This is a genomic window from Mycobacterium sp. (assembly GCF_049278535.1).
In the GTDB taxonomy this organism is placed as follows: domain Bacteria; phylum Actinomycetota; class Actinomycetes; order Mycobacteriales; family Mycobacteriaceae; genus Mycobacterium.
The window spans coordinates 1-2,373 of record NZ_JBAPMI010000090.1; the positions used below are offsets into that span (position 1 = coordinate 1).

Sequence of the window (2,373 nt, forward strand, 5' to 3'; positions counted from 1 at the left end):
GCGCTGTGGAACGCGGACCCCAACGCCAAGATCGTCGGCTCGTGCTGGCTCGTCATCGGCCTCGGCGTGGCGGCGTACTTCAAGTTCACCGGCCGCTCGCTCGGCAGCTCCGACGCCTGACCGCACCCGAGAAAGGCACCCTGATGCGCACCAGTGCAGATCGCTCGGCCGAGCTGCTCGAAGTGTTCCGCCTGCGCAGCGAAGAACGCCTGCGCAAGGAATGCACCGGCGAGGTCGCCACCGCGCACGAAGCTGCTCCGCTGGGACCGCACGACGACCGCACCCAGCGCGTGCTGCGGGCGCTGCGCAGCCTGCCCACCGCGGGCAAGCACATCATCTTCTCCGAAGGTCCCGACGGCCCCTGGCGCGTGGCGAAGATCGTCCTGAGCATGCCGGGCAACCTGCTCCTGACCCAACAGTCCTTTGAGGACTACGAAGACGCCATGCGGTCCATCTTCACCGCGCGTGTCGCCGAACTGCTGCAGAACTAGAAAGACATCTCAGGGTTTTAGAAGTCAAGCCGCTGAGGCCAGAGGAGGTGGAAACGCCTGATGCTCGTCCTAGAGACAGCGCAGCCGGAGGCAGTGGTGAAGCTGGCCGAGGAACTTGTTGAACAGATGCCGCTGGGCTTGGTGGTTCCAGTCTCCGACTGCCCGGCGGGCATCGAAGTGCCGTCTGGCACCAGGGCTGGCCTTGAGCGAAGCGAGAGCCCAAATGGGACCCACCGCGGCCAGGCGCCGGTTCTTGATATGTCGATGCAGAACAACGGTTTTCCTGCCGCTGGCGCGAGTGATGGGAGCGGACCTGGCGTAAGCCTTCAACCCACGCGGGTCGCTAAAGCGGGTGCGGTCGTCTCCGATCTCGGCGAGCACCCGGGCGCCGGTCAGCAGTCCCAGGCCGGGGAAGCTGGTCATGATCTCGGCGTCCGGGTGCTGCTCAAAATGGGCGCGGGCCGCCTCCGCCAAGTCCTCGGCCGCGGCGCAGGCCGCGGTGAACTGGGCCAGCAGCGCGGTGAGCTGGATACCCATGGCATTCTCCACCAGCGGCGGCTGGCGCAGCCGCTCGCTACGAAAAATGCCATGCAGACGCTCGACGTCATCCTGCACGTTGCGGCGGCGGCCGGCCTTGGCCAGCAGCGCCCGCAGCTGCGTCCTGGTCAGCTTCGCAGCTGCTGCGGGTGTGGGTACCGCAGTCAGGATCTGGCGGGCGTCGCGTCGCGCGAGACCACCGTTGGGCAGGCCGACGAACGCGTCGATCGCGGCGGGGTAGAACTCCTTGAGCAGCGACCGGATCTGGTTGCCCAGCTGCTGACGCGACCACACCGCGTCCTGCTGTGCCCGCGCCAGTACCCGGATCGCCTGGGCGAGGTCGGTGTCGGCAGGCAGCACACGATGATCAGCCGAATGGGTGCGCACGATGTCGGCGAGCATCACCGCGTCGGTGGCGTCGGACTTCGCGCCGGAGACCTGATGGCGGGCGCGGTAACGCGAGGCCGACAGTGGGTTGATCGCATAGATCATCCGGCCGGTCGAGCGCAACGCGGCGATCAGCAGTCCATGGTCGGTTTCGATCCCGATCGAGATCGGATCCTCTGCGGTATCACCGGCGTCGGCCAGCAGTGCCAGCAACACCGCGAATCCGGCCGCGTCGTCTCCGATCCGTGCTCTGGCAACGGTTTTCCCGTCATCGTTGATGATGGCGACATCGTGATGGGACTCGGCCCAGTCGATGCCACAAAACAAGCTCAACCTGTCACGTCTCCTTCGGTCATGCCGCTGTTGTCGGGTCCAGGCGGGGTCACGCAGCGCCCTAATCGCGGGACTCGATGGTCCGTCATCTCAGTAGCCGTTCGTGACTCCAGCACACCGCAGGAACCTCTTACTTCCGTAGAGCTCGAAGCTCGGGAACATCTGGCGAGGTCACCTCCTGCGGCGGACTCGCGCAACGCACATCCCACCACTCCATGCTGGCCCACCGACAGACGCGCCGTTCTTTCTCAAGGCGTCCAACGCCTGGAACTACCGGGCGTCACCCGTCGATGGACCAACACCACAACCAGCCGCACCCACGCCGTTCTTTCGCAAGACGTCAGACATCTGGACATTCTGGGCGTCAGGACATGGCTGGAAGACCTACCCCTACAAACGATTAGGAACACTGCATGACGAACACCGCGACCGACACGCTGCTCGCCGCCGTCGCCGCCGGGGTGGACCTGGTCGAACTGGGGCAACCGCTGTTCACCGGGATGCCCTGCTCGCCCAATCACCCCGGTTTCCGGATGACGCTCGCGCGCCGGCACGGCGACATGGTGCGGCCGGACGGCAGCTCGGCGGCGAACGAGGTGATCGTCACCGGTGGTCACGTCGGCAC

General features: G+C 66.0%; 2 protein-coding genes and 1 pseudogene. 2 read left to right on the forward strand and 1 reads right to left on the reverse strand.

The window, feature by feature from the left end:
• Positions 1-143 precede the first annotated feature (143 nt).
• Positions 144-491 carry a hypothetical protein gene (locus WAO18_RS05990; RefSeq protein ID WP_422204693.1) on the forward strand — a complete coding sequence of 116 codons (348 nt, stop codon included), beginning with the start codon at positions 144-146 and terminating at the stop codon, positions 489-491.
• Between the two features lie 69 nt (positions 492-560).
• Here the strand turns inward: WAO18_RS05990 and WAO18_RS05995 are convergent, their stop codons facing one another.
• Positions 561-1,742 (reverse strand): IS110 family transposase, encoded by a 1,182-nt coding sequence (locus tag WAO18_RS05995; RefSeq protein WP_422204694.1) that lies wholly within the window; start codon positions 1,740-1,742, stop codon positions 561-563.
• Positions 1,743-2,161: 419 nt separating this feature from the next.
• Here WAO18_RS05995 and WAO18_RS06000 point away from each other — a divergent pair.
• Positions 2,162-2,373: pseudogene (locus tag WAO18_RS06000) on the forward strand (cyclase family protein); the annotation flags it as partial.

What these genes read in the sequence shown, in the direction of transcription:
- WAO18_RS05990 (WP_422204693.1), top strand. Translation starts at nt 144, where the DNA reads ATGCGCACCAGTGCAGATCGCTCGGCCGAGCTGCTCGAAGTGTTCCGC.